Below are 24,198 nucleotides of genomic sequence, written 5' to 3'. Positions count from 1 at the left end.
CTCAGGCCCCCAGCAGGCTTTGCCCGCAGACGCGGACCACCTGTCCATTGATCCCGCCGGAGGCCGGATGGGCCAGCCAGGCGATGGTTTGCGCCACGTCCTCGGCCTGCCCGCCCTGGTTCATGGAGTTCATGCGCCGCCCGGCCTCGCGGATCATCAGCGGGATCTTCGCGGTCATCTGGGTTTCGATAAAACCCGGGGCCACGCCATTGACGGTGATCTGCTGGCGCGCCGCCAAAGGGGCGAGGTTCTGCACCAGGCCGATGACCCCGGCCTTGGAGGTGGCGTAGTTGCTCTGCCCGAGGTTGCCGGCGATCCCGGAAATCGACGAGACGCAGACGATGCGCCCGCCGGGATTCAGGCCCTGGCCTTCCAGCAGCGCCTGGCTGAGCAGCAGCGGCGCTTCCAGGTTGACCGCCATGACCTTGCGCCACGCTGCCTCGGTCATCTTCGCCAGGGTCTTGTCCTGGGTGATGCCGGCGTTGTGCACCACGATATCGAAGGCGCCGTGCTCGCCGACGAACTCCAGCAAGCGTTGCCCGGCGTTGGCCGCGGTGATGTCCAGGGCCAGGGCGCTGCCCTTGATCCCGGCAGCCGCCTGCTGCAGCTCGGCCTCGCTCTGGGGAATGTCCAGGCACACCACCTGGGCGCCCTCCCGGGCCAGGACCTTGGCAATGGCCAGGCCGATGCCGCGGCAGGCCCCGGTGACCAGTGCCCGGCGCCCGCCCAGGGGCTGTTGCCAATCGATGTGCCGGGGCACTTCCACCGGTTCGCCGATGCGCACCACCTGCCCCGATACATAGGCCGAGCGGCGCGACAGGAAGAACCGCAGGCTGCTGTCCAGCTCGGCTTCGGCGCCGGGCTCGACGTACAGCAACTGCACCGTGATGGCCCGACGCAGCTCCTTGCCCAGGGAACGCACGAAGCCTTCCAGGGCCCGTTGCGCCACCGCCTGGGCCAGTTCCTTGCAGTGCTCCGGCGGCGTACCCAGCACCAGCACCCGGCCGTGGGCAGTCAGGCGCCGCACATTGGCGTGGAAGAAGCGGTACAGCTCGTCCAGCTGGGCAATGTCGGCCACCCCACTGGCATCGAACACCAGGCCCTGGACCTTCACCGTGGAAGGCGCGGTGATGCTTGCGGCCTGGGCCGCCACGGTGTCGGTGGCGGCGAAGATCCGTTGCAGCTCGCCCAGCAGGCGCCCCTCGGGCGCTGCGGCGAGGACCACCGGGTTGAGCAGGTTGCCGCCCTGCCCCTCGCGGTGCCGTTGCAGCGGCACCGGTTGCGGCAGGCCGGTGCGCTGGGCCAGCCAGCGGCCCCAGCCGGAATTGACGAACGAAAGATAACCGTCAGACATAAAGAGATCCCGATCCAATCCTGTAGAGGGTCAATAGGCCGAATCGCTGGCGGCCACCGCGTCTTCGCTGCTGGCCGCGCGTTTGCGCGAGGCCGGCTTGGCGCTTTGCTCGAAGTGCGCCTGACGCTGTTGCAGGGCTTCGAGCAGACCGAAGTCCTGGGGGAAGTCGTCGACCTGGATCGCGTGGTCGCCGTATTCCACATAGCGCCCCAGCAGCTCGTCCTCGTCCGGGCTGATCAGCTGCAGCTCCAGGGCCTTGACCCGCCAGATCACGAAGGCCTCGCGGGAGATCGGCAACGGCGCCAGGCTGCCCTGCTTGATCGCCGGCTTGAGCCGCGCCTCGATCAGGTCCACCTGTGGCTGCAAGCGGAACGCCAGTTCGCCATAGGCCAGCTTGTCGATGTCCGGCTGCGGGATGTAGGAGTCGGCCAGCAGGCGGTCGCGGGTCGGGCCCGGGGTCTGCACCAGTTCGGCGACTTGCGCCAGCAGGCGGTCCGACGGCTTGCGCTGGGGAATGCCCAGGGGAAAGCTCAGGCCACGGATGATCCGCGCGGCAGCCTTGGACGGATAGTTGTCCAGCACTTCGGCCAGGGCTTCATGGGCCCGCAGCAGGCAGTCCTGGGCGGCCCAGTGCACCAGCGGCAGGTCGGCCTGCGGCCGGCCATCGTCCTCGAAGCGCTTCAACACGCAGGACAGGATGTACAGCTGGGACAGAATGTCCCCCAGGCGCCCGGTGATGCTTTCCTTGCGCTTGAGGGCACCGCCCAGCACGCCCATGGAAATGTCCGAGGCCAGGGCCAGCACCACCGACAGACGCTGGATCTGCCGGTAGTAGCCGGCCAGGGCCTTGTCGGTGTTGCCCGGGGCCTTGATCAGGCGCCCGCCAGTGACCGCATGCACCGCGGCGCGCACGGTGTTGGCGAAGACGAAGCTGATATGGCCGAACATCGCGCTGTCGAACGCTTCCAGGCCCTTGCGCCCGGTATCCCGGGCCGCTTCCATCTCGCGAAAGACATAGGGATGGCAACGGATCAGCCCCTGGCCGTAGATGATCAGGCAGCGGGTCATGATGTTCGCGCCTTCCACGGTGATGGCGATCGGGCTTTGCTGGTAGGCCCGGGCCAGGAAGTTGTTGGGCCCCATGCAGATGCCCTTGCCGGCAACGATGTCCATGCCGTCATTGACCATGGCCCGGGCGCGCTCGGTGACGTGGTACTTGGCGATGGCCGAGATCACCGAGGGCTTCTCGCCGGCATCCAGGGACGCCACCGAGACCTTGCGCACCGCGTCGCAGGCATACAGGTGCCCGGCCATGCGGGCCAGGGGCGCCTGCACCCCTTCGAACTTGCCGATGGGCAGGCCGAACTGCTTGCGCATCGCCGCGTAGGCCGTGGTGCCGCGCACCGCCACCTTGCCCAGGCCGACGTTGGCCGAGGGCAGGGAAATGGCGCGCCCGGCGGCCAGGCATTCCATCAGCATGCGCCAGCCGTTGCCCACCTGGTCGCCACCGCCGATCACCCATTCCAGGGGGATGAACACATCCTTGCCGGTGGTGGGGCCATTCTGGAACACCGCGTTCAGCGGCCAGTGGCGCCGCCCGGTATTGACCCCGGGATGAGTGGTGGGAATCAGCGCGCAGGTGATCCCCAGGCTGCCCTTGGTGCCCAGCAGGCCGTCCGGGTCCTCGGCGCGAAACGCCAGGCCCAGCACCGTGGCGATCGGGCCCAGGGTGATGTAGCGCTTGTCCCAGGTAACCCGGAAGCCCAGCACTTCCTGGCCCTCGAACTGGCCCTTGCAGACCACGCCGGTATCGGGAATGGCCCCGGCGTCGGAGCCGGCGTACGGGCTAGTCAGGGCGAAGCAGGGAATGTCTTCGCCCCGGGCCAGGCGCGGCAGGTAGTGCTGGCGCTGGGCCTCGGTGCCGTAGTGCAGCAGCAGTTCGGCCGGGCCCAGGGAGTTGGGCACCATCACCGAGATCGCCGCCGCCGAGCAGCGGGTGGAGAGCTTCATCACCACTTGGGAGTGAGCGTAATGGGAGAAGCCTTTGCCGCCATACTGCTTGGGAATGATCATCCCCAGGAAACCCGCGTCCTTGGTGTATTGCCAGGCCTTGGGCGAGAGGTCCTGCCAGACCTGGGTGGTTTCCCAGTCGTTGGCCATGTCGCACAGGGTTTCCACTTCGTTGTCCATGAACGCCTGCTCTTCGGCGCTCAGGCTGGCCGGCGCGGCGCCTATCAGGCGCGACCAGTCGGGCTTGCCGCTGAACAGCTCGGCATCCCACCAGACCGTGCCGGATTCGATGGCCGCGCGCTCGGTGTCGGACATGGCCGGCATGATCTTGCGGAACATGACCAGGGCACGACGGGTGAGCAAGGCCCGACGCAGCGGCTTGACGCTCAGCAGCGCAGCCGGCAGCACCACCAGCAGCGCCGCGAGGCTGATGCCCAGCGAGCCCACCAGGCCCAACCAGTGCCCTGCCCCCAGCCAGACCAGGGCCGAGCCCAGCCACCAGGATGCCGGGGCCTGCCGATAGGCCAGTGCGAACGCAGCGGCGAGTCCCACCAATAACCAGACAATCATGGAATACCTCTCTTGTTCTATGCAGACGACCACTTGGAGCCTGGGCGTTGTGCCGGCCCCTCGAAGATCACCCTACAAAGGAAACTGTCGCGTTTCAAATTTTATTTTTAAATATTGTTTTGAGTGATTTCGGCAACGCACAACGGCCGAACGATGTCAGCCAGGGCTTGGGGAAATGGCAGGTCAAGACGGGTCCTGAGGTGACCCGTCCCGCCGACGGCAGTAGCACAATCCCTTTGTACTGCCGTTATCTCGAGGCGTGGGTAAAGCCTTTACCCTCAGAAGTGATAGGTCGCGGAGAGACTCACCACCTCGCCCTTGGCGTCGACCTTGCCATCCAGGCGCGAGGCACCGAGACGGTCCACGTTCTGGGTCTTGATCTTGGCTTCCTTGACGAATTGCCGGGAATAGGCGCCGTCGATGGTCAGGCCGGGGATCGCCCTGATGTCATAGCCGAAGCCCAGGGAAGTGAACCAGCGATCGTTGTCGGGAATCCGCGGGTCACGTGTGCTGTTACGGGTTGGTGTCTGGTCGTACGCCACACCGGCCCGCAGGGTCAGCTGGTCGGTGAAGCGGTAGTCGCCACCCAGGGAATACATCATGGTGTCTTTGTACTTGTACGGGATGGAGACCAGGGTATTGCCATCGGACTTCAGGGTCAGGTCCTTGAACGACGACCATTGGGTCCACAGCATGCTGGCACCCAGGGTGAAGCGGTCATCGAACACGTGCACCCAGTCCAGCCCGGCGGAGGCTGGAATGTCCAGTTGGGCACTGGCGTTGGCGCCATCCGGGTTCAGCTTCAGGCCGGGATAGGCCAGTTCCACCAGGCTTTCACCATTGGGCCCGGCCGGTTGGGTCATGTACTGGCGGCCTACCGCGTCGGCACGCACGTTGTACTTGCCGTCCATCTTGTTCTTGATCTTGGCGTGGTAGTTCAGGCCCAGGGTGTCGCGGTCGGTGGGTTTCCAGACCACGCCGGTGAACCAGCCTACCGAGGTATTGTCCACCTTGACCCGCATCAGGTTCGCCCCGACGCCGGATGGCAGCGGGATCCCGCCCAGGCCGGGAGATACCGCCGCGGCACCGGTCAGGTTGAGGTTCTGGCTGACAAAGCCCTTGCTGTGCTGGACGATGACCCCGGCACCCAGGGAGAAGTCGTCATTGACCTTGAACGACAGCGAGCCGGTCAGGCCCACGGTCTCGATCTTGGTATCCACCGAAAAGTCGCGGATCTTTGAATTGTCGTTATCCCAGGTGCTGCGCATGCCCATGGGCACGACCTGGCTCAGGCCGAAGGCAAACTGATCGTTGATCGGCATTACCATGAAGCCGGTCGGCAACCAGGCGGTGAAGCCGCCCTGGCCACCATTGCCCTCCAGGGGCACCGGACCGCTGGTGGGGACGCCGGATGCATCCACCGGCAAGGTGGTGGCCGGATTCCCTTGATAATCGTAGGCATCGCCTTTGTATTTCATCTTGATGCGGGCGTAGTCGACCGTCATCTGTGCCACGTTCTGATCGATAAACGCCATGGCCGCCGGGTTGTTGTAAGCCGCACTGGGGTCGTTCTTGAACAACGAACCACCACCGAAGGCTCGGCCCCATCCGGGAGCGCCGTAGGTAGGCGTGGTGAAGCCGCCTGCCTGAACAGTGCCGATCGCACCAAAGCCCCCCAACAGGGCGAGTGCCACCGCGATCTGCAACTGTTGTTTCTTATTATTCATGCCCCACTCCTTATTATTATCGATAGCAACCGACACTACAGGGCCCTCCTGATCTGCAGATCACCGCCTCTTGCGAGGCGGTGTCCTTCAGCGGGTGATCAGCCCTTGGTTCCAGATAACGCTTAAATCACGCTGACCTGTGGCGACGGCTTGGCGTTCAGCACATCCACGGAGCAGCCACCGCTCAGGGTCTGAGGCGTGCTCAGGCTCAGCGAGTGAGTCACGTTGCTCCAGGCCACGTTGATGGTGGTCGGACCGCAGTTGGTGGCAGGGAAGAAGGAAATGGTGTAACCCACGTTGGTCACGGTACCTGCGGTGGTGCTGGAGGCACTCAGGGTCCATGGCAAGCCAGTGATCTTCGGCAGGTTGCACAGCGCGTTGCTGCCGCTGACGGTGGCGCCGGTGATGCTGGCCACGCCGCCGGCGATGTTGCCGCTGAAGTTGATGTTGCAGGTCACGGGCTGGTTGAACGAGGACGGCGAGCGCACGGTGATGGTGCCGCCAGGGGTAGTGAACGGACCATCCGGGTTCGCACCATCAATGGCGATGGATGCAGCGCTGGCCATGGAAGCAGCTCCCAAGCAGGCAACGATGGCGGTGGCGGACACGAGAGTTTTGATGCCTTTCATTGTTGTTTTTCCTCACATGTATGGCGATTCATTTCGCCGGGGTAATGGCCTTGAGCGAGACGACACGGAGAACAGCGACCGAGCTTCCCTTTCCAGCCAAATCTTCAATTCGATAAAGGTGTGACGTGCGCGTCAGGGTGCAACCCGGAACGTGGGTGGCATCTGGATCGATACGGTCTTGATGGTGCAGCCACCGTCGAGGCTGACCTGGGCCGCTTCGAGTTTTCCGGTGCTGTTGTTCCAACTGCCTTCGGCGGTGGACGGCCCGCAGTCGCCGCCCACCAGGGGCGCGTGCACGGTGACCTGGATACCCGACATGGCGCCGCTGGTTTCGTCCTTGGCGATCAGCTTCCAGGGCAGGTGCGTGGCTTCCACCTGGCCGCACTTGAGGCCGCCGCTGAAGTCGACTTTCTCGACGCTGGCGAAGCTGCCGTCGGGGCTGACCTTGCCGCTGACCTGGATGGTGCAGTCGGCATTGATGATGCTCTTGGCAAAGCTGATGGGGCCCTTGGCGGTGAACTCGGTATTGGCCGGTTCAATGCGCGCGGCTTCGGCGGCCCCCATCAGGGAGATCCCCACCAGGACCACGAACAACTGGGCAGTGAATAGCGGTGAAATAGACATCCGTGACTTCCTTACAGTTGCTTATTGTTGTTGTCGGTCAACTTGCTTAAGGACTGCCTACTGCGTTGCTCACCCTTCAAGCGGGCACATCACAGGCGAACACGACCGGTTCACCAGCACTTGAAGGGGTGAGCGGTACAACTAAAGAGCGGTGTCTGAATCGGTGTTGCTGAAGCCGTAGCGCTTGAGCAGCTCGTCACGCTTGGCCGGGTGCATGTTGGCCAGGCGTACATCACCCGAGTAGTGCGCCAGCACCCGGTGGTCCATCAGGCGCCGCCAGAGGGCCGGCACATAGGCCCAGACGATCATGGTGGCGTAGCCATAGGGCAGCTGTGGCGACTCGTCGAAGTGACGCAAGGCCTGATACGCACGGGTCGGGTTGGCGTGGTGGTCGGAGTGGCGCTGCAACTGGAACAGGAAGATGTTGGTGACGATCCGGTTGCTGTTCCAGGAGTGGCGCGGCGAGCAGCGTTCATAGCGGCCGTTGGGCTGTTTCTGGCGCAGCAGACCGTAGTGCTCGACGTAGTTGACCACCTCCAGCAGAGAGAAGCCGTAGATCCCCTGGATCACCAGGAAGGGAATCACCGCCGCCCCCAGCCAGGCGATCAGCACGCCCCACAGCACCACGCTGTACAGCCAGGCGCTGAGCACGCCGTTCTTCCAGTGCAGGGTCGGCAGGCCGAGTTTTTCCAGGCGCTGGCTTTCCAGATGCCAGGCCGAACTCAGGCTGAACCACACGGTACGCGGCAGGAAACTCCAGAAGGATTCGCCCAGGCGCGAACTGGCCGGGTCCTCCGGGGTGGCCACCCGCACATGGTGGCCGCGGTTGTGCTCGACGAAGAAGTGCCCGTAGAAGGTCGAAGCCAGGGCCAGCTTGGCCAGGAACTTGGCCATCCCGCGGTTCTTGTGCCCCAGCTCATGAGCGATGTTGATGGCAATGCCGGTGGCCGCGCCAGTGGACATCGCCATGCCCAGGTAGGTGAACCAGCCGATACTGCCGTGCAGTTGCGCACGCTCGGTGAGGAAGGCGGCGAAGCTCGCCAGGCTGCCTTGCAGGTGCAGTTGTTCACTCAGTTGCAGCAGGCCGCCGGCGATGATCCAGTCCACCCCGCTGATGGCCATCCAGGCGGTCACCACCAAAGACAGTACCGATAGCACGGCACAGCTGTAGACGATAAAGCGGTAGTAGGGTTGTTTTTCCAGATCGGGAACGGCGGATTCAGGCGGGTTGCTGGCATCTTCCCCCATCAGGCCGTCAATCAGCGGGATCAGGCCGAAGATCACCAGGACCCCGCTCCACCAGAACACTTGCACCCCGGTGGTGAGGGCGAAGATCCCCGACAGCAGAGGGGTGATCATGGGCAAGGTGCCCAGCCACCACAGGTGACGCTTGCTATCGGTCCAGACGCCGGGTGCCGCCACGGAAACAGTCATGGCAGCCTCCGCAGGATGGCAGTCGAAACAGGTGCTATAAAGGACAGCGCGGCTGCGCTGTGCAGAGCGTGAAGGGATGAAAAAACAAAAGCGTGAAATGGCGTTATTTTCATTATTTTTAATCGCTCAATTGCACTTTCAAAAAAAACATTCAAAACATTTTTTTAAAAAAATAGCTCGGGTTCGTTAGCTCGTCAACTATTTTTTCGGCTTGTTTCGAATGTCGCCCGTGAAGCATTTACAGCTGCTGTCGACGCCGCGGCAGGGGCGCTCGAAACCGCCCCCCACCACGCCCTCAACTTGCTCTTGAAGCCGCGAACGGCGGGTGCAGGATGGTTGCGCTGCGTTGTGGCGCAGCCTGGGAAGCGACGTGCTGGACCATGGCCACCACCCGCTCGACTGCGCTGATGGGCAACATGTGGCCCCGGCCCTGGACGATCTCCAGGGACAGCCCCGGCACCTTGCCGACCATTGACTCACCGTGCCGGCGGTAACTGAGCACCGGGTCCGCCGAGCCATAGATCAGCCCTACCGGCAGCTTCAGGCTGGGGTAATGCTTGACCATGCCCGGCAGCGAACGGTTGACCACGGCGATTTCGCTGGAGGCGTTGTAGAAGCTGTCCGAACGCATCCCCAGCAACCCGCCGCCACGCTCGGCGAAATCCTCGGGCACCGGGTCCGGAGCGAACACCGACTTGACCAGGCCACGGCGCCCGAGCATGGCCATGGGCGCCGCCAGGGTCAGGGACATCCAGCGCCGCAGGAAAGCCGGGCGCACTGCCAGGGACAGGAACACCAGCGGCAACATGCGCTGCGGATGGGTCAAGGGGGCCACCAGGATCAGTCCGGACACCGATTGCCGATGGTCCAGGGCCAGGGACAGCGCCACCGCACCGCCCAGGGAATGCCCCAGCACCAGCGGCTGGCCCAGGTCCAGGGTACGAATGAACCTGGCCACCAGGCTGGCCTGGGCCGGTAGGTCTGCCGCGGCGCCCCGGGCCCGGGTGGAATAGCCCGAACCAGGACGATCGATGGTGATCACCCGGAAGCGTTCGCGCAGTTGCGGGGCCAGGGAGTGGGTCAGGTTGCGCCCGCAGCCGGTCAGGCCATGGATCATCAATAGCGCCGGGCCCCTGCCCTCATCGGTGTAGTGAATGCGCTCGCCACCGACCTCGAGAAAGCGTCCGTTGATCGGAACCTGGCTTTCAATCCGGCGGTTGATACGAAAACTCACCACCCAGAGCACCGCACTGACCGCCAGGAATACCGCTGCCGCTACCAGCCACTCCATAACCCGCCCCCTCAGCTTCCCTGCGCCGTTCGCCCGTGATCGGAATGACCTGGCGGTGTGGCGTGTCGCCCTGGCCTGGTGCCGCCTGTGACGCCTCACCCATGGCCTGGATGAGCCCCGCAAAATCCACAGGCGACCAGCGCAGGTGACATTTTCAGGTAATTTATTTAAATTAATTTTTAAAACATTATTTTAAATTGTGCAATCCTGAGTTTTCACCCACTGACGAAAGTCACCCAGCAGCATCATTACAATCGAGGTACACACCATGAATGCGTACTCGCCACCCAACGACCCCGAGGTCGTTGACATCGCCATCATCGGCGCCGGCTTCGCAGGGCTGTGCATGGCGATCAAGCTCAAGCAAGCGGGGATAGAGGATTTCTTCGTCGCCGAACACGCCGCGTCCCTGGGGGGCACCTGGCGCGACAATCACTACCCCGGCTGCGCCTGCGACGTGCAATCCCACGTTTATTCCTTCTCTTTTGCGCCCAACCCGAACTGGACCCGGCAGTTCGCGCCCCAGCCGGAAATCCGCGAATACCTGGAAAACTGCGCCCGGGATTTCGCCCTGGCGCCCTACCTGCACTTCAACATGGGCCTGCAACAGGCGGTCTTCGATGAAGCCCGGGAGCGCTGGCACCTGCGCTTCAGCAATGGTCGGGAAGTCAGTGCGCGGGTACTGATCTCCGGCATGGGTGGCCTGTCGCGCCCGGCGATACCGGACATCCCCGGGCTCGACACCTTCACCGGCAAGCGGTTTCACTCCCAGCAGTGGGATCACCGCTACGCCCTGCAAGGCAAGCGGGTGGCGGTGATCGGCACCGGCGCCAGCGCCATTCAGTTCGTGCCGAAAATCGCCCCGCGGGTGGCTCAGCTCAAGCTGTTCCAGCGCACCCCGCCGTGGATCATGCCCAAGCCCGACCGCGAGCTCAGCGCGGTGGAACGCTGGGCCTTCAAGCACCTGCCCTTCACCCAGCGGCTGGTGCGCTCGGCGCTGTACTGGGCCCTGGAAAGCCGGGTGATCGCCTTCGCCCGCCGGCCCAGACTGATGAAGGTGGTGCAGCGCGTGGCCCTGCGCCATCTGCGCAAACAGGTGCCCGACCCGGTGCTGCGCCAGCGCCTGACCCCGGACTACACCATCGGCTGCAAGCGCATCCTGATCTCCAACGACTACTACCCGGCCCTGACCCGGGGCAACGTGCGGCTGATCACTGATGACATCCAGCGCATCGACGGCGACGCGGTGATCACTGCAGACGGCAACCGCCACCCCGTGGACTGCATCATCTTCGGCACCGGTTTCCAGGCCACCGACCCGATTCCCCGAGGCCTGCTGTTCGGCCGCCATGGCCAGGACCTGATGGACAGCTGGGCCCGGGGCGCCCACGCCTACCTGGGCACCTGCCTGCCGGGCTTCCCGAATTTCTTCATGATCGTCGGCCCCAACACCGGCCTGGGGCACAACTCGATGATCCTGATGATCGAGGCCCAGGTGGACTACATCCTCAAGGCCCTGGGCCAGATGCAGCGCGAACGTATCGCCAGCATCGAAGTCCGGCCCCAGGTCGAAAGCCAGTACAACCAGCGCCTGCAGCAGCGCCTGGCCGGGGCCATCTGGTCCACCGGCGGCTGCCGCAGCTGGTACCTGGACCCGCGCAGCGGGCAGAACACCACCCTCTGGCCGGGCTCCACCTGGAGCTTCAAGAAGACCTTGCAGCACTTCGAACTGCAGGACTACCAGGCCAGCCACCTGCCCCACACCCAGCCCGCCGCCGCACCGGCCGCCGCGCGCCCCCTGCACCTTGAAGAGGCCGCTCTCAATGAAAAACTTTAACGGTAAAGTCGCCGCCATCACCGGCGCCGCCTCCGGCATGGGCCGCGCCCTGGCCGTCGCCCTGGCCCGTAAGGGCTGTCACCTGGCCCTGGCCGACAAGAACCCCCAGGGCCTGGCACAGACCGTGGCCCAGGCCCGGGCCGCGACCCTGTTGCCGCTGCGCATCAGCAGCCAGGAACTGGACGTCGGCGACCGCGAGGCGATGTTCGCCTGGGCCGCCGCCAGCGCCGCCGAACACGGCCAGATCAACCTGATCTTCAACAACGCCGGAGTGGCGCTGTCGAGCACCGTGGAAGGTTCGAGCCTGGCGGACCTGGAGTGGATAGTGGACGTCAACTTCTGGGGCGTGGTCCACGGCACCCAGGCCTTCCTGCCCTACCTCAGGCAATCCGGCGACGGCCATATCATCAACACCTCCAGCGTCTTCGGGCTGTTCTCCCAGCCTGGCATGAGCGGCTACAACGCCACCAAGTTCGCCGTGCGCGGCTTTACCGAATCCCTGCGCCAGGAGCTGGACCTGCAAGGCCACGGGGTCTCCGCCACCTGCGTGCACCCGGGGGGCATCCGCACGGATATCGCCCGCACCAGCCGCATCAGCGACAACGTCAAGGGTTTCCTGATCGACAACGAACAGCAGGCCCGGGACGACTTCGAAAAACTCTTCATCACCTCCGCCGAAACCGCCGCCAAGGTGATCCTGCTGGGGGTGCGCAAGAACAAGCGCCGGGTGCTGATCGGCCGCGACGCGCACTTGCTCGACCTGTTCATCCGCTTGCTGCCCAGTGCCTACCAGGCCCTGGTGGTATGGGCCAGCCGGCGCATGGCGCCCAAGCCGGGCAAGACGCGGCCGGCGGTCTACGAGCCCCAGGACGAACGCGGCCTGTAGCGCCGCCCACCCTTTTTCATGTCTAGAGGAGCGACAGCCATGCTGCCCATCCGCCGCGACATCAAGGTCGAACTGCCTGCCGAACGCGCCTGCGACTGGCACGAGCAAGGCAGCCACGTGACCCACTTCTTCAATGCGTTGTCCCTGCTGTTTCCTTCCGGCGAGCTGTTCTTCATGGACAGCGTGCGCCACTACCGCGAACAGATTCACGACCCCGAGCTCAAGCGCCAGATCCAGGGTTTCATCGGCCAGGAAGCCATGCACAGCCGCGAGCACCTGCGCTACAACGACCTGCTGCAGGACGCCGGGCTGCCGGCCCATCTGCTGGACCGGCGGTTGCGCTTCTTCCTCGATTTCCAGAAGAAGCACTTCCCGCCGGCCTTCAACCTCGCGATCACCGTAGCCCTGGAACACTACACGGCAATCCTCGCCGACCTGCTGCTGCGCGACCCCAGCCGCTTCGGCAATTCGGTGGCGGGCTACCGGCAGATGTGGCTGTGGCACGCCCTGGAGGAAACCGAGCACAAGGCCGTGTCCTACGACGTCTGGAACAGCGTGATCAAGCCCGGGCCCAAGCGTTACCTGATCCGCACCGCGAGCATGCTGTTCACCACCCTGGGCTTCTGGCTGGTGGTGTTCGACTTCCATGTGCGCATGCTGATCGCCGACCGTCGTCGCGGCGGCCACTGGCGCGGGTTGTGGCAGGTGGTCAAGTACCTCTACGGCCCCAAGGGGGTGTTCCCGCGGATCGCCCTGCCCTGGCTGCAGTTCTTCAAGCCGGGCTTTCACCCCTGGGACCACGACAACCGCGAGCAACTGCAACGCATCGACGGCCTGGTGCAGGACATCGAACGCACCCGCGCCGCCGCGGCCAAGTGACAAATGCCGGCACGGCGCAACAGCGGCGTGCCGGCATCCCCTGGCGGGCTGCTAACCTGCAACGCACCCTTAGGTGCTGCGAGCCCGCGCGATGATCCTGATTCTGCTGCCCCACGCCGACTACGACCCCAGCGAAAGCAGCCTGCCCTGGCAGGCTGCCCGGGACGCCGGTTTTGCCGCGCAGTTCGCCACCCCCCTGGGGATGCCGGCCTACGCCGATTCGCGCCTGGTGAGCCTGGGGTTCGGCCCGCTCAACCCGTTGTTGATGACCCCGGCGGCCGACCTGGCCCGCTACCACGCCATGACCCGCGACCCGGCCTTTTGCAGCCCTCTGCCCTATGCCGGGGTCGACCCGGCGGCCTACGAGGGCTTGCTGATTCCCGGCGGCCACGCCCGGGGCATGCGCAGCCTGTTGGAATCCGAGGAGGTGCGGCGGATCATCCTGGCCTTCTTCCAGGCCGACAAACCCGTGGCCGCGGTGTGCCACGGCCCCCTGGCCCTGGCACGCTGCATCGATCCGGCCAGCGGGCGCTCGGTGCTCCATGGGCGCAAGGTCACCGCCCTGCTGGCCGGGCCCATGGAGCTGGCGGCCTGGCTGGTCACCGCGCCGTGGCTGGGGCGCTACTACCGCACCTACGACCACAGCGTCGAGCAAGAGATCAAGGCGGCCCTGGCCAGCCCGGCGGATTTTCTGCCCGGGCCCTGGCTGCCCCGGCGGGATTCGGCAGAGCACCCCGAGCGCGGTTTTGTGGTCCGCGACCGCAATCTATTGACCGCGCGCTGGCCCGGGGACTGCCACCGCTTCGCCAATGAATGGGCGAGCCTGCTGCAACAGGCTCGCGACGCCCAACCTCAGGCGCAGCAGGCAGAGCGCTGACCCGGCTTGAAGGCATGGCTGCGCGCGCCCCAGACCAGCATCAGGCCCACCAGCGCCAGGGCGGCCATGGCCCAGGGAAAAGACGCCGCGCCATAGCGTTGCAAGAGCAGGCCGCCGACCATACCCCCGCAGGCAATGCCCAGGTTGAAGATGGTCACCAGCATCGATTGCGCGACATCCGCCCCCTCCCCGGCCACATCCGCCACGGCGGTCTGGAGCAAGGTCGGGGCGCCACCGAAGGTCAGGCCCCAGGCGCCAATGCCGAGCCAGGCCAGCCAGGGCTGGCTGGCAGCGATCCCCAGCAGCAGGCACGCCAGGGCGAAACCGGCGAGGCTGCACAGGGTCAGCCCGCGCAGCCAGCGGTCGACCCCGAGCCCGGTGAACCAGATCCCCACCAGGGAGGCCAGGCCGAACACCAGCAGCGCCCGGTCGAGAGAGGCCGCCAGGCCCAGGGACGCGAGGAACGGCGCGATATAGGTGTAGAGAATGTTGTGGGCCAGGATCCACACGAAGATCACCAGCAGCGCCTGGGGCAGGCCCCGGGTGAGAAAGATCCGCGCGATCGGCTGGCGCTGGTGGGCCGGCTGGCCGGGGTAGTCCGGCACTGCCAGGCGCACCCAGAACCACAGCAGCAGAGCCAGTAGCGACAGCCCCCAGAAGATCTGCGGCCAATCCATGCGGGTGCCCAGCCAGGCCCCCAGGGGCACCCCCAGGCACAGCGCGATCGGCTGGCCCACGCCCACCACCGCCAGGGCCCGGCCCTGCAACTCGGGCACCACCAGACGCCGGGCATAGCCGGCCAGCAGGCCCCAGACCAGCCCCGCCGCCATGCCCGCGGCAAAGCGCGCGGCCAGGGTCAGCAGATAGTGGGTCGACAACGCGGTCAGGCTGTTGAACAGCAACAGGCCGCCGATGGCCAGCAACAGCAAGGGCCTACGGCGCCAACTGCGAGTGGCGGCGATCAGCGGAATCGCCGCCGCCACCGAGCCCAGGGCATACAGGCTGATCAACTGCCCGGCCATGGCCTCGCTGATGCCCAGGCCCTGGCTGATCTGCGGCAACAGCCCGGCAGGCAGCGTCTCAGTGACGATGGCGATGAAACCGGCCAGGGTAAAGGCCAGCAGGCGCCAGACCGGCAACCTACTGGAGGCGGTCGGCAAAGGTACGCAAATGTTCATGAAAGAATGCTCACACAAGAAGACCAGAAATCACCGCAGGAACCGGCTTGCCGGCGAATGGGCCTCAGACCCTGCGCCCGACTCACGGGCGCCTTCGCTGGCAAGCCAGCTCCTACAACAGGCAGATACACCGCGCAGGCTCCCGCAGGAGCCGGCTTGCCGGCGAAGAGGCCCTCAGCCCCTGCGCCCGACTCACGGGCGCCTTCGCTGGCAAGCCAGCGCCTGCATCAGCGCTAGAAGAAAACGCTCAGCCGAGGTAGGAGGCCGCCATGTCCTTGTCGCCATGGCCCTGCTCCAGGGCGCGCTGGAAACGCTGGATTCCGGCCTCGGCCAGATCCAGCCGGACCCCGGCTCTGGCGGCCGCCGCTACCATCAATTCGGCGTCTTTCAGGGCGTTGGCCAGGGTAAAGCTCGGGCTGTAGTCGCCACTGAGCATGGCCCGGGTCTTGGCCTGGAAATAGCCGCTGTCCAGGGGCCCGCCGCTGACCAGTTCCACCACCAGCGCCGGGTCCAGCCCCAGCCCCTTGGCCAGGGCCAGGCTTTCCGCGGCGCCGTGGGTCAGGGCCAGCACCCAGCTGTTGAGGGCCAGCTTCAGGCGGCTGCCGGCTCCCGGCTGTTCGGCAACCCAGAGCACACGCTTGGCGATGGCCTCCAGCAGCGGCTGCAACGCCGGCCGATGAGCCTCGGGGCCCGCGCCCAATACCACCAACTGGCCCTGCTCCGCAGGCTGGCGCGTGCCCAGCACCGGGGCATCGTAGAAGACCAGCCCGCCATCCCGGGCAAAGCCTTGCAGTTCGTCGTTGGCCTCGATCCCCACGGTGGCCATCTGCAGCCAGAGCGCCCCAGGCTCGAAACCGTCCCGTGCCTGCTGCATGGCTTGCAGCACGGCGGCACCGTCCTTGCCCAGGGTGATGATCACTTGCGCCCCGCGTACCGCCTCGGCGGGCTCGGCAAATACCTGGATATCGTCCGCGATCAGCGCCTGGGCCCGTTGCAGCGTGCGGTTCCAGGCCCGTACCGCAAAGCCCTTGCGCCGCAGATTGCGCGCCACTGCGGCGCCCATGATGCCGATGCCTAATACCGCAATGGATCCTGGTTGCTTGGCCATCTGTGTCTCTCCCATGTTGAATTAATTATGGAATGATCATTCCAATAAAAGGCAAAAAAAAGCCCAGCCCTGTAGGAGCTGGCTTGCCAGCGAAGACGCCCTGGAACCTGATGCAGATTGTGAGGGGCCCTTCGCCGGCACGCCGGCTGCTACAGGCTGGCCAGGACCACCTCGACCACATCCAGCAGGCGCTGGCGTCGTTGCTCCGCCAGGCTGCCCTTGGCCAGCACCCGCAAGCCCTGCACGGTGCACACCACAAAGCTGGCCAGGGCCCGGGGATTCTTCTGCGGGTCGATCTCCCCCTGCTCCTGGCCGCGACGCAGCACCTGCTCCAGGGCCGCCTCGATACGCTGGAAATTCTGCGCCACGAGCTGAGCCACCGCCGCGTCCTGCCCGGCCATTTCCAGGGAAGCATTGGCCGCCAGGCAGCCCAGGCGCCGGGTGTCTTCCAGCTCGTTGTCGACGATGCGCATCAGCAATCGCCGGACCAGTTCCCTGGCGGGTGCGTCGGCGCCCAGCAGCTCGATATTGGCGCTGGTCATCTGCTGGTAGCGCTTGAGGGCACAGGTGTACAGGCCGTGCTTGCTGTCGAAGGCGTTGTACAGGCTGCTGCGGCTCAGGCCGGTGCCTTCCACCAGGTCCTGAATGGACGTGGCGGCGTAACCGCGCTGCCAGAACACCTGCATGGCCGCATCGGCAATCTGCTCGGGGTCGAACTCCTTGGGACGCACGGCTATTACCTTTCTGGAATGATCGTTCCAAAGACTAAAGATCAAGCCGGCAGGCGTCAACCGCCCCGGGCAAAAAAAGCCCCGGGCCGGTTCTCGGGTCCAGGAAGCGGATCTAGGAAGCGGAAGTCGCCAGGGGCTTGTTCAACTCGCCGATCTTTTCCAGCCGGGCGCGCACGATGTTGCGGCTGATGTTGAGCAGGCGCCCGGTCTGCAACTGGTTGCCATGGCAGTAGCGATAGGCCTCGCGAAAGATCGTTTCCTCGATGTGCTCGTACAGGTCGGGAATGTTCTGCTCGAACAGCGCCTGCAAAGCCCGGCCCAGGTCTGCCGGCGCCTGAGGCCCGGGGACGGCCAGGGGCGCCTGTTCCTGGCGGATGCCGGAGGAGCGCATGTCCACCAGGTGCAGATCCCCCGGTGCCACCCGTTGCTGGCGGCACACCAGCAAGGCGTGGTGGATGGCATTTTCCAGTTCGCGAATGTTGCCCGGCCAGCTGTGCTCCAGCAGCTTGCGTTCAGCTTCTTCGGTCAGCGAGGCACGGTTGTAGCCCAGGCGCTGGCAGTGTTCCTCAAGGAAGAATTCGGCCAGGGGCAGGATGTCCCCCGGGCGCTCGCGCAGCGGCGGCAGGCGGATGGTGGCCACGTGCAGGCGGTAGAACAGGTCTTCACGAAAATGCCCGGCCACCACCGCATCGGCGAGGTTGACGTTGGTGGCCGCCACCAGCCGCACATTGATCGGGATCGGCGTGCGCGAGCCCAGGCGCACCACTTCTCGCTCCTGCAGCACCCGCAGCAGCTTGACCTGCATGTTCAGCGGCAAGTCGCCGATCTCGTCGAGAAACAGCGTGCCGCCGTTGGCCGCTTCGAACCAGCCGGCCTTGTGGGTGGTGGCACCGGTAAAGGCGCCTTTCTCATGGCCGAAGAGTTCGCTTTCCACCAGGGTTTCGGCAAAGGCCCCGCAGTTCACCGCGACAAAGGGCTCGCGCCCGCGGCGGCTCAGGTGATGGATGTGGCGCGCCACCAGTTCCTTGCCGGTGCCGGTCTCGCCAATGATCAGGGTATTGGCCTCACTGGGGGCCAGGCGCTCGATGCGACTGAGCAATTCCTGGGAGCGCGGGTCCTTGAACACCAGAACGGTGGCCCGTACCGATTTGGTCAATTCACGGGCGTTTGGATGAGTGATCAGCGACATGGTGCATTCCTGGCAGTAAAAGCGCGGGCTCAATAGTGCACGAAGATATTTAGACTAAATAATTATTAATTAATCTTTAGATATTCCTTTTATGAATATATCTGAAGGGTGCTCCCCACCTGCTGCTGGAGCAGCAATCGGCCAGCACCTGCCTGTTCGCAGATCAGCAGCGGCGGCTTGGGCCAGGGCCTGTCGATCTGCCTGAAGCCCTTGCCGGGCAAGGCCTGCAGCGCTTTGTAGCGGCCCTGGCATGCAATCTGCTCTATCCCTTCCGACACCAGTACCCACCACCGACCCTCGTAGGAGCTGGCTTGCCAGCGAAGGCGTCCGCAAGGGCGAGGCAAGGCTCAAGGGCCCTCTTCGCCGGCAAGCCGGCTCCTACAGGAGAACACCGCGATATCTGTTGCAGGAGCTGGCTTGCCAGCGAAGGCGCTCGCAAGGGCGAGGCAAGGCTCAAGGGCCCTCTTCGCCGGCAAGCCGGCTCCTACAGGAAATACCGCGATATCCGGCGCAGGGCTGGCGGGGCTGAGGGCTTATTTTTTGAGGGAGAGTGCAATGCAAGGTTTATGGCGCAATACCCTGGCCGTTATGGCCGGGCTGCTGATCAGTGTCACGGCCCTGGCCAACCCGGCCCCCGAGTCGGTGAAGATTGCCATCGTCGCCTTCACCCAGGGCGGCAAGCCGGTGTTCGGCGGCATCGCCGGGCGGGTGATCGAGGATGGCTGGCTGGAACAGCAACTGAGCCAGCGCGGCATCAAGCTGCAGTGGATCGCCCTGCCCCACGCCGGCGCCGGGCCGCAGATCAACGAGGGCTTCAGCAACAACAGCATCGACTTCGCCGTGCGTGGCGACCTGCCGTCGGTGATCGCTGGCGCCGGCGGCGTGCCCGGCAAGCTGATCGTGCCCGGCGGCAGCGGCAACAATATCTACCTGGTGGTGCCCACCCAGTCCACGGCCAAGAGCATCGAGGACCTCAAGGGCCAGCGCCTGGCCCTGCATCGCGGCCGGCCCTGGGAGTTCGCCTTCAGCAACTTCCTGGCCAGCAAGGGCCTGAAGCTCGACGACTTCAAGATCGCCAACCTCAACCCCCAGGTCGGTGCGGCGGCGGTGTCCGCCGGCAAGGTCGACGCCGCGGTGCTGCTCAGCGAGGCCTATGCCCTGGAAGACAAGGGCGTGGGCCGGATCATCTGGTCCACCAAGCAAGGGGCCAATGACTGGCGCCTGGTCTCCGACCTCTGGGGCACCGACAGTTTCATCGAGCAGCACCCGGAGGTTACCCAACTGCTGGCCACCGCCTGGGTCAAGGCCGCCTGGTGGATTTCCCAGGAACAGAACCAGGACGCCTACTACCAACTGTCCTCCCGCGCCGGCACCGCCGAGAGCGTGCTGCGCCGCGACGACCAGGGCGACCCGGTGGCCTGGAAGGAGCGCTGGGCGCCCAAGAGCGACCAGCAGCTCAAGGCCCACTATCAGGCGCTGAGCGACTACGCCCTGGCCAACCAGCTGATCCGCACGCCCTACGACATCACCCCGGCCCTGGCCACCGGTTTCACCAACCAGGCGCTGATCGATCTGCACCTGAGTGATTACTGGCCCGCTCTGCGCGGCCAGGTCGCCACCCATCCCTGAACCCTGAGCACGAGTCTTCTTGATGAAACTGTCCGCAAAATTCACCTTTGGCCTGAGCCTCCTGGCGCTCTCCCTGTCGGCCCTGGCCGGCCCGACCTACGCGCCCAAGCCCGACCCGTTGCAGGGCGACGGCCGGGTCTCGGCCTTCTATACCTGGCAGGACGCGATCCCCCCGACCCCGGGCAAGCTGCTGCGCAGCGAACCCCTGGAAGCCACCCTGAGCCTGCCCAACGCTGCCAGCGCGCAACGGATTCTCTATAGCTCCACCGACGGCATCGACGGCAAGACCCCGGTGGTGGTCTCCGGCACCTTGTTCCTGCCCAAGGGCAAGGCCCCGGCCGGCGGCTGGCCGGTGGCCTCCTGGGGCCATGGCACGGTGGGCGTGGCGGATGTCTGCGCGCCGTCCTGGCAGGGCCGCTCCTACCGTGACGTGCAGTACCTGAGCCGCTGGCTGGACGAAGGCTTTGCCATTGTCGCCAGCGATTACCAGGGCCTGGGCGTGCCCGGCGGCCATCCGCTGCTGAACAACCGCATGGCCGCCTACGGCATTCTCGACGCCGCCAAAGCGGTGGTCGCCGGGGTGCCCGGGCTGGCCAACAAGGTGCTGATCGTCGGCCAGTCCCAGGGCGGTGCCGGCGCCTTCGCCTCGGCCGCCTACGCCTCCACCTACGCGCCGGACCTGGGGGTCAAGGGCAGCATCGGCACCGGGGTGATCTACACCATCGGCGCGAAAAATGTCGGCGAACAGGACCCGAACAAGGTTGATGCCTCCCTGGCCTACGGCTTCTACACCCTGCTGGCGGCCCAGCAGTACGACCCCAGCATCAACCCCAAGGACTTCTACACCGACAAGGCCCTGCCGCTGTTCGAGCAGGCCCGTACCAGTTGCCTCGCCGCCCTGGTCAGCGACGTGGTGGGGGTCGGCCTGACCCCGGCCAATGCCAAGAAGGACTACCAGGGCAGCCAACTGGCCGCCTGGCAGAAACAAGTGTCCTACCCGACCCTGAAAACCGCCCAGCCGGTGTTCATCGGCACCGGAGCCGAGGACAAGACCCCGGCCGCCGCCACCCAGGTGGCCCTGATGCAGGACGCCTGCAAGGCCGGATCGGTGGTCGAGGGCCACCTGTACAAGGGCCTGGGCCACAGCGAAACGGTCAACGCCTCCCTCAAGGACTCGGTGCCCTTCGCCCACAAGGTGATCAACGGCCAGGCCGTTACCCCCGTCTGCAGCCCCAGCGTGCAATAACCCGGAGCCCCTGCCATGAGCATCGAATTCTTTACCCGCCTGCCCCTGCACGGCGAAACCCAGTTCCTCCCCGGCGACCCGCGCAACCGCGGCGACTGGCACCGCGGCGGGCCCAGCACCGGTGCCGTCTCAGGCTTCAGCGTCGGCGACCACTTCACCTACATCGACTACCTGGGGCAGATCGCCCGGGCCGCGGAAATCAACGGCTTCGGCGGCGCGCTGATGGTCAACGCGCCCTCCGGCGAAGAGCCCTGGACCGTGTGCTCGCTGCTGGCCCGGGAAACCCGCACCCTGAAGTTCGTCACCGCTTTCCAGCCCTATCACTACACGCCCTGGGTTGCGGTGCAGCAGGCCGCCACCTACCAGCGCGCCACCGGCAATCGCCTGGTGTGGAACATCATCAACGGCGGCTCGGACGCCATTCAGCGCCAGGTCGGCGACTTCAGCGACCACGATGAGCGCTATGCCCGCGCCACCGAGTTCATGGACGTGGTCAAGGGCTACTGGCACAACGAGAACTTCCACTACCAGGGCCAGTTCTACCGCGCCGAAGGCGGCGGCCTGCGCGGCCCCTTGAAGAAGGCCGAGCTGCCGCTGATCTGCACCGCGGGATCGTCCATCGCCGCTCGGGAATTCGCCGCCAAGCATGCCGACTTCTACCTGATGCGCGCCGAGCACCCGGACGAGATCGCCGCGTTGATCGCCGATATTCGTGAGCGCGCCTTGCAGTACGGCCGCAGCGATATCCGCTTCGGCCTGTCGATCGACGTCATCACCCGGGAAACCGAGGAACTGGCGCGCACCGAGGCCAAGCGCTTCTTCGACGAGGGCATCGCCAAGGGCGCGGTCAAGGCCGTGGCCGCCCATGCCGGGCTGCGCACCGCGCGCAAGCTCAGCTACGAGAACGGCTTCGCACAGAAGAACGAGACCCAGGGCTTCGAGGATTTCTTCATCCACCCCAATGTCTGGACCGGCTTCGGCTACATCGGCATACCGCCGGGCTGCGCCCTGGTGGGCAGCTACGAAAACGTGGTGGCGCGGATCCGCGAGTACCACGCCATCGGTATCGACCTGTTCTTCCTCGCCGGCTACCCGCACCTGGAGGAAGCCTACCGCCTGGGTGAGCACATCCTGCCGCACTTTCGCGGCGAGCGCGCGGCCCTGAGCCGTCAGCCGCAAGCGCCGCTGGAGCTGCGCAGCGCCAACGGCCCAGCAGGAGCCTGACGCCATGAGCCAGGACTACTCGGGCTTGAGCCGCCGTCGTTTTCTCGGCCACAGCGCGCTGTTCGGCGGCGGCCTGCTGCTGGGCAGCAGCCTGCTGGCCGGCTGCGACGCGGACAATTCCAGCACCCCGGGCACGGTCGCCAGCGACCAGCCGCGCTACGGCGGGCGCCTGCGCCTGGGGATTCTCGACGGCAACCAGAGCGGCAACCTGGACGCCCACAAGCCCATCGGCAGCGGCATCGTCCGAGGCTTCGCGCTGTACAGCAAACTCTGGGAATGGGACGAGCAGATGCAACCGCGCCTGGCCCTGGCGGAGTTCGCCGAACCCAATGCCGATGCCAGCAGCTGGACCCTGCGCCTGCGCCAGGGCCTGGAATTCCACCACGGCAAGAGCATCGACGCCGATGACCTGATCTTCTCCATCCGCCGCCTCACCGACCCGCAACTGGCCTCGCCCTACGCGGCGCTGCTGCACTGGGTCGATCGCGACAACCTGCAAAAGCTCGATGAGCGCACTGTGCGCCTGAGCTTTCGCGAGGGCCGTAGCTACATGCCCCTGGCGGAAACCTGGGTCAACTTCGGTGGCATCGTCCCGGTGGACTATCACCCGGTGACCAACCCGGTGGGTGCCGGCCCCTACAAGCTGAAAAGCTTCACCCCCGGCCAGCGCTCGCTGTTCACCCGCTTCGACAACTACTACAAGGACGGCCAGCCCTACGCCGACGAACTGGAGATCATCGACTTCAAGGATCAGGTGGCGCGCCTGGCGGCCCTGCGTTCCGGGCAGATCGACATGGCCAACGTGATGCCCACCGAACAGTTGCAAGTCCTGCAGCGCGACCCGCGGGTGCGGCTGCTGAAATCGGTGACCGGCAACTGGCTGTCCTTCGACATGAACCTGGACAAGCCGCCGTTCAACGACCCAAGGGTGCGCCAGGCCTTCCGCCTGCTGGCGGATCGCGAGGAGCTGGTGCGCCGCGCCCTGAACGGCCAGGGCCGGGTGGCCAACGACCTCTATGCCCCCAGCGATCCGACCTTCAACCACAGCCTGGGGCCCCGCCCCCACGACCCGCAGCGTGCGGCGCAACTGCTCAAGGAGGCCGGCCAGGAAAACCTCGAGCTGGAACTGGTGACCACCCCGGGGCCGGCCCTGACCTCGGCCCTGGTGCTGGCCGAACAGGCCAAGCGCATCGGCGTGACCCTCAAGGTCCGCCAGGTGGACCTGGCGACCTTCCAGGGCCCGCAACGCAACGACTGGACCCTGAGCACCGGCGGCAGCATCGGCGCGCCGTTCCTGGCCAGCGCCATCCACACCGACGCGCCCTTTGCCGTGTCCAACAAGACCCACTTCAACGACCCGCAGTTCAGCGAGGTGTTTCTCGCGGCCATGGCCCAACCCGACCTGCAACGACGCACGGCCCTGGTGCACCAGGCCCAGCAGATCCAGTACGAACGGGGCGGCATGCTGATCTGGGGCTACGCCGACCTGCTGGACAGCGTCTCCACCCGCGTGGGCGGCGCCCGGGAAGAACAGTCGCTGTTCAGCACCTGGCGTTTCGAAAGGTTGTGGCTCAACAACAGCGCCTGACCCACCGCCCGACCGTAGGAGCTGGCTTGCCAGCGAAAGCGCCCGCAAGAGCACCGCGAGCCTCCAGGCCCCCTTCGCCGGCAAGCCGGCTCCTACAAGGAACCACCGCAACCGCGACACACCCCGTAGGAGCTGGCTTGCCAGCGAAGGCGCCCGCAAGAGCACCGCGAGCCTCCAGGCCCTCTTC

20 protein-coding genes are annotated in these 24,198 nt (G+C 65.6%); 9 read left to right on the top strand and 11 right to left on the bottom strand.

The genetic code is table 11. The features are described 5' to 3' along the window. Position 1: 1 nt before the first annotated feature. From A9971_RS26800 to praB, 4 genes are all read right to left on the bottom strand, one after another. Positions 2-1,354: a 3-oxoacyl-ACP reductase gene (locus A9971_RS26800; protein ID WP_041118144.1), complete on the bottom strand. Its 1,353-nt coding sequence runs from the start codon at positions 1,352-1,354 to the stop codon at positions 2-4. Between the two features lie 30 nt (positions 1,355-1,384). Further along, positions 1,385-3,934 (bottom strand): acyl-CoA dehydrogenase, encoded by a 2,550-nt coding sequence (locus A9971_RS26795; RefSeq protein WP_015635565.1) that lies wholly within the window; start codon positions 3,932-3,934, stop codon positions 1,385-1,387. Positions 3,935-4,212: 278 nt separating this feature from the next. Beyond that, on the bottom strand, positions 4,213-5,661 hold the full coding sequence (locus tag A9971_RS26790; protein ID WP_011061227.1) for an outer membrane protein transport protein: 1,449 nt from the start codon (positions 5,659-5,661) through the stop codon (positions 4,213-4,215). Positions 5,662-5,783: 122 nt separating this feature from the next. Further along, complete coding sequence (gene praB, locus A9971_RS26785) at positions 5,784-6,290, bottom strand: alkane oxidation protein activator PraB (protein ID WP_011061226.1); 507 nt, start codon at positions 6,288-6,290, stop codon at positions 5,784-5,786. On the opposite strand from praB, the gene A9971_RS26780 reads away from it, so the two are divergent. Further along, positions 6,226-6,414 carry a hypothetical protein gene (locus A9971_RS26780; RefSeq protein ID WP_183000399.1) on the top strand — a complete coding sequence of 63 codons (189 nt, stop codon included), beginning with the start codon at positions 6,226-6,228 and terminating at the stop codon, positions 6,412-6,414. The two genes, praB and A9971_RS26780, sit on opposite strands and share 65 nt — an antisense overlap. An 8-nt stretch (positions 6,415-6,422) precedes the next feature. Here A9971_RS26780 and praA read toward each other — a convergent pair whose 3' ends face one another. The 3 genes from praA to A9971_RS26765 form a co-directional block, all read right to left on the bottom strand. After that, positions 6,423-6,914: an alkane oxidation protein activator PraA gene (gene praA, locus A9971_RS26775; RefSeq protein ID WP_015635562.1), complete on the bottom strand. Its 492-nt coding sequence runs from the start codon at positions 6,912-6,914 to the stop codon at positions 6,423-6,425. A 141-nt stretch (positions 6,915-7,055) separates the two neighbouring features. Continuing rightward, on the bottom strand, positions 7,056-8,348 hold the full coding sequence (locus A9971_RS26770) for an alkane 1-monooxygenase (protein ID WP_011061224.1): 1,293 nt from the start codon (positions 8,346-8,348) through the stop codon (positions 7,056-7,058). Positions 8,349-8,643: 295 nt separating this feature from the next. Beyond that, the gene (locus tag A9971_RS26765; RefSeq protein ID WP_015635560.1) at positions 8,644-9,639 is read right to left on the bottom strand and encodes an alpha/beta fold hydrolase; all 996 of its coding nucleotides are present in this window, start codon (positions 9,637-9,639) and stop codon (positions 8,644-8,646) included. Positions 9,640-9,907: 268 nt separating this feature from the next. Between A9971_RS26765 and A9971_RS26760 the strand changes: the two genes are divergently transcribed. The 4 genes from A9971_RS26760 to A9971_RS26745 all read left to right on the top strand — a co-directional run bounded on the left by A9971_RS26760 (position 9,908) and on the right by A9971_RS26745 (position 14,118). After that, complete coding sequence (locus tag A9971_RS26760; protein ID WP_072441901.1) at positions 9,908-11,476, top strand: NAD(P)/FAD-dependent oxidoreductase; 1,569 nt, start codon at positions 9,908-9,910, stop codon at positions 11,474-11,476. Then, a complete protein-coding gene (locus tag A9971_RS26755) occupies positions 11,463-12,362 on the top strand; it encodes an SDR family oxidoreductase (RefSeq protein ID WP_183000175.1) in 900 nt (299 codons plus the stop codon). The genes A9971_RS26760 and A9971_RS26755 overlap by 14 nt, the downstream gene beginning before the upstream one ends. A 39-nt stretch (positions 12,363-12,401) precedes the next feature. Further along, positions 12,402-13,241 carry a metal-dependent hydrolase gene (locus A9971_RS26750; RefSeq protein ID WP_169891661.1) on the top strand — a complete coding sequence of 280 codons (840 nt, stop codon included), beginning with the start codon at positions 12,402-12,404 and terminating at the stop codon, positions 13,239-13,241. A 91-nt stretch (positions 13,242-13,332) separates the two neighbouring features. Continuing rightward, the gene (locus A9971_RS26745) at positions 13,333-14,118 is read left to right on the top strand and encodes a type 1 glutamine amidotransferase domain-containing protein (protein WP_065364013.1); all 786 of its coding nucleotides are present in this window, start codon (positions 13,333-13,335) and stop codon (positions 14,116-14,118) included. Here the strand turns inward: A9971_RS26745 and A9971_RS26740 are convergent. The 4 genes from A9971_RS26740 to A9971_RS26725 form a co-directional block, all read right to left on the bottom strand. Beyond that, complete coding sequence (locus A9971_RS26740; protein ID WP_065364012.1) at positions 14,094-15,296, bottom strand: MFS transporter; 1,203 nt, start codon at positions 15,294-15,296, stop codon at positions 14,094-14,096. The two genes, A9971_RS26745 and A9971_RS26740, sit on opposite strands and share 25 nt — an antisense overlap. 247 nt (positions 15,297-15,543) lie before the next feature. After that, the gene (locus tag A9971_RS26735; RefSeq protein WP_026022879.1) at positions 15,544-16,404 is read right to left on the bottom strand and encodes an NAD(P)-dependent oxidoreductase; all 861 of its coding nucleotides are present in this window, start codon (positions 16,402-16,404) and stop codon (positions 15,544-15,546) included. Positions 16,405-16,553: 149 nt separating this feature from the next. Then, the gene (locus A9971_RS26730; protein ID WP_011061216.1) at positions 16,554-17,135 is read right to left on the bottom strand and encodes a TetR/AcrR family transcriptional regulator; all 582 of its coding nucleotides are present in this window, start codon (positions 17,133-17,135) and stop codon (positions 16,554-16,556) included. 112 nt (positions 17,136-17,247) lie between these two features. Continuing rightward, entirely contained in the window at positions 17,248-18,324 is a 1,077-nt protein-coding gene (locus A9971_RS26725; RefSeq protein ID WP_011061215.1) for a sigma-54-dependent Fis family transcriptional regulator, read from the bottom strand. Positions 18,325-18,879: 555 nt separating this feature from the next. On the opposite strand from A9971_RS26725, the gene A9971_RS26720 reads away from it, so the two are divergent. From A9971_RS26720 to A9971_RS26705, 4 genes are read left to right on the top strand one after another with little or no spacing between them, the layout of a single operon-like run. Continuing rightward, positions 18,880-19,953: an ABC transporter substrate-binding protein gene (locus A9971_RS26720; protein ID WP_053151569.1), complete on the top strand. Its 1,074-nt coding sequence runs from the start codon at positions 18,880-18,882 to the stop codon at positions 19,951-19,953. A gap of 22 nt (positions 19,954-19,975) precedes the next feature. Continuing rightward, on the top strand, positions 19,976-21,199 hold the full coding sequence (locus A9971_RS26715; protein WP_183000174.1) for a lipase family protein: 1,224 nt from the start codon (positions 19,976-19,978) through the stop codon (positions 21,197-21,199). Between the two features lie 15 nt (positions 21,200-21,214). Next, positions 21,215-22,423, top strand: coding sequence for an LLM class flavin-dependent oxidoreductase (locus tag A9971_RS26710; protein WP_011061211.1), 1,209 nt, complete (start codon positions 21,215-21,217; stop codon positions 22,421-22,423). A 4-nt stretch (positions 22,424-22,427) separates the two neighbouring features. Next, entirely contained in the window at positions 22,428-24,011 is a 1,584-nt protein-coding gene (locus A9971_RS26705; RefSeq protein ID WP_123397392.1) for an ABC transporter substrate-binding protein, read from the top strand. The last annotated feature ends 187 nt before the right edge of the window (positions 24,012-24,198 follow it).

This window comes from Pseudomonas sp. UME65 (genome assembly GCF_014170225.1).
Lineage (GTDB): Bacteria > Pseudomonadota > Gammaproteobacteria > Pseudomonadales > Pseudomonadaceae > Aquipseudomonas > Aquipseudomonas protegens.
The sequence above is the reverse complement of the archived record's forward strand: the minus strand, read 5'-3'. Positions and strand labels throughout refer to the sequence as shown.

Excerpts from the sequence above, each read along its gene's own strand:
- A9971_RS26800 (WP_041118144.1), bottom strand. The coding sequence starts at position 1,354 with ATGTCTGACGGTTATCTTTCGTTCGTCAATTCCGGCTGGGGCCGCTGG.
- A9971_RS26795 (WP_015635565.1), bottom strand. The coding sequence starts at position 3,934 with ATGATTGTCTGGTTATTGGTGGGACTCGCCGCTGCGTTCGCACTGGCC.
- A9971_RS26790 (WP_011061227.1), bottom strand. The coding sequence starts at position 5,661 with ATGAATAATAAGAAACAACAGTTGCAGATCGCGGTGGCACTCGCCCTG.
- A9971_RS26780 (WP_183000399.1), top strand. The coding sequence starts at position 6,226 with ATGGAAGCAGCTCCCAAGCAGGCAACGATGGCGGTGGCGGACACGAGA.
- praB (WP_011061226.1), bottom strand. The coding sequence starts at position 6,290 with ATGAAAGGCATCAAAACTCTCGTGTCCGCCACCGCCATCGTTGCCTGC.
- praA (WP_015635562.1), bottom strand. The coding sequence starts at position 6,914 with ATGTCTATTTCACCGCTATTCACTGCCCAGTTGTTCGTGGTCCTGGTG.
- A9971_RS26770 (WP_011061224.1), bottom strand. The coding sequence starts at position 8,348 with ATGACTGTTTCCGTGGCGGCACCCGGCGTCTGGACCGATAGCAAGCGT.
- A9971_RS26765 (WP_015635560.1), bottom strand. The coding sequence starts at position 9,639 with ATGGAGTGGCTGGTAGCGGCAGCGGTATTCCTGGCGGTCAGTGCGGTG.
- A9971_RS26760 (WP_072441901.1), top strand. The coding sequence starts at position 9,908 with ATGAATGCGTACTCGCCACCCAACGACCCCGAGGTCGTTGACATCGCC.
- A9971_RS26755 (WP_183000175.1), top strand. The coding sequence starts at position 11,463 with ATGAAAAACTTTAACGGTAAAGTCGCCGCCATCACCGGCGCCGCCTCC.
- A9971_RS26750 (WP_169891661.1), top strand. The coding sequence starts at position 12,402 with ATGCTGCCCATCCGCCGCGACATCAAGGTCGAACTGCCTGCCGAACGC.
- A9971_RS26745 (WP_065364013.1), top strand. The coding sequence starts at position 13,333 with ATGATCCTGATTCTGCTGCCCCACGCCGACTACGACCCCAGCGAAAGC.
- A9971_RS26740 (WP_065364012.1), bottom strand. The coding sequence starts at position 15,296 with ATGAACATTTGCGTACCTTTGCCGACCGCCTCCAGTAGGTTGCCGGTC.
- A9971_RS26735 (WP_026022879.1), bottom strand. The coding sequence starts at position 16,404 with ATGGCCAAGCAACCAGGATCCATTGCGGTATTAGGCATCGGCATCATG.
- A9971_RS26725 (WP_011061215.1), bottom strand. The coding sequence starts at position 18,324 with ATGTCGCTGATCACTCATCCAAACGCCCGTGAATTGACCAAATCGGTA.
- A9971_RS26720 (WP_053151569.1), top strand. The coding sequence starts at position 18,880 with ATGCAAGGTTTATGGCGCAATACCCTGGCCGTTATGGCCGGGCTGCTG.
- A9971_RS26715 (WP_183000174.1), top strand. The coding sequence starts at position 19,976 with ATGAAACTGTCCGCAAAATTCACCTTTGGCCTGAGCCTCCTGGCGCTC.
- A9971_RS26710 (WP_011061211.1), top strand. The coding sequence starts at position 21,215 with ATGAGCATCGAATTCTTTACCCGCCTGCCCCTGCACGGCGAAACCCAG.
- A9971_RS26705 (WP_123397392.1), top strand. The coding sequence starts at position 22,428 with ATGAGCCAGGACTACTCGGGCTTGAGCCGCCGTCGTTTTCTCGGCCAC.